Annotated in this window: 1 protein-coding gene; it reads right to left on the reverse strand. The window is 69.8% G+C overall.

Annotated elements, in window-relative coordinates; genetic code table 11:
* Window positions 1-295: 295 nt before the first annotated feature.
* Entirely contained in the window at window positions 296-1378 is a 1083-nt protein-coding gene (locus E3T33_RS08755; RefSeq protein WP_174775316.1) for an IS110 family transposase, read from the reverse strand.
* Window positions 1379-1483 lie beyond the last annotated feature (105 nt).

The following is a 1483-nucleotide window of genomic DNA, read 5'->3' on the forward strand; positions in this document are numbered from 1 at the left end:
ACACGCCCTGATATGGGGTGTGGTTTGTCAAGTGGGCAGGGGTGAGCGGCGCCCTCGCCCGTCGGTGGGACGCCGCTCGTTCCGGTCGCGTGGGTGGTGACGCGCGGGTCGTGTTCGACGCGTTGTCACTCTGATATGCGCGGGTTGGTTACCGCATGACGGTGTGTTCGGCGGGGCGTTCACGCGAGTCTAGAGATCGAGCGTGACCCGGTGTGCGGGTCGCTCATAGGGCGTGTCGCGAGTCGCCCGGGACGCTGCCGTCACCACTGTTCGCGGCCGGAAGCCTCGGGACCGGTTAGGTCATCGCAGCCAAAGACCAGCACCAGCCGGCCAGTTCGCGGGCGATGGCGGCGTTGGCCACGACGGTGCGTTTCCCGCGCGCCTGGAACGCCAGCCACCGCTGGTGGAGACGCTGATTGCCGGCGTGCCCTCGGACGCGAGCCTCGGCCCCGGCGCGATCCCACCGTGCTCGCATGATCGGGGACGAGGGCCGGTAGGTGGGCCGGTGGTGCCAGGCGGCTTCGATCAGCAGCCGCCGAGCGTGCCCGTTGCCAGTCTTGGTGATCCCGCCCAGCGCCCGTGACGCCCCCGAGGAGTGCTCGGAGGGAACGAGCCCGAGATACGAGCCGATCCGACGGCCGTCGAGCCGGGTCCAGTCGCCGATCTCGACGGCCAGGGCGAACCCGGTCAGCGTGGAGATTCCACGCAGGCAGCCGAGCCGGTCGACCACCGGCGTGAACTCGCTGTTCCCAGCCATCTGCGCAATCGCCTCATCGAGCCGGCCCCGCCGGTCGAGGGTCGCGATCATCGCGTCGTAGCCGGCATCGAACGCGACCTGCAACCCGGGCAACTCGAACCGCTGCCTCCGCAACCAGGCCAGATGCGCGACCGTCCACGCCTTCCCCTCCGCGTACTGAATCCCTTGCCGCAGCAGCAGCTTGCTGACCCGGTGCCTGGCCGCCATCAGATCCCCGCGCGCGTCCTCCCGCGCCCGCACCAGATCCCTCGCCGCTTCCGCTTCAACGGTCGGAACGGTCACCGCCACGATCTCACCCAACCGCAGCAACCTGGCCAGATGCACCGCGTCCCGCGCGTCGGTCTTGACCCGATCCCCGACCGGGCGTTGCAACTTCGACGGCGCCGCGACCTCGCACCGCACCCCCGCCGCCCGCAACGCCCGCGCCAGCCCGAACCCCGTCGGGCCGGCTTCATACGTCGCCGCCACCGGGCCCGGCAACCCCGTCACCCACGCCACGACCTCCTCGACGCTCGCGCCCAGACGACGCTGCGTCAACTCGCCCGAGACTTCGTCGATCGCGGCCGCGACCACGCTCCGCGCGTGCACATCCAATCCAACACTCGTACGCTCGATAACCACTGGGGCCTCCCTCACATATGTGGCACTACGAGCCAGACACACCCGGCCCGCAACCCACGGTCTATGCGATCGGGAGGCCCCAGCTCAATACCCCATAGCGTCTAG

The sequence above is a fragment of the Cryobacterium sp. TMT1-2-1 genome (assembly GCF_004403955.1).
Lineage (GTDB): Bacteria > Actinomycetota > Actinomycetes > Actinomycetales > Microbacteriaceae > Cryobacterium > Cryobacterium psychrotolerans.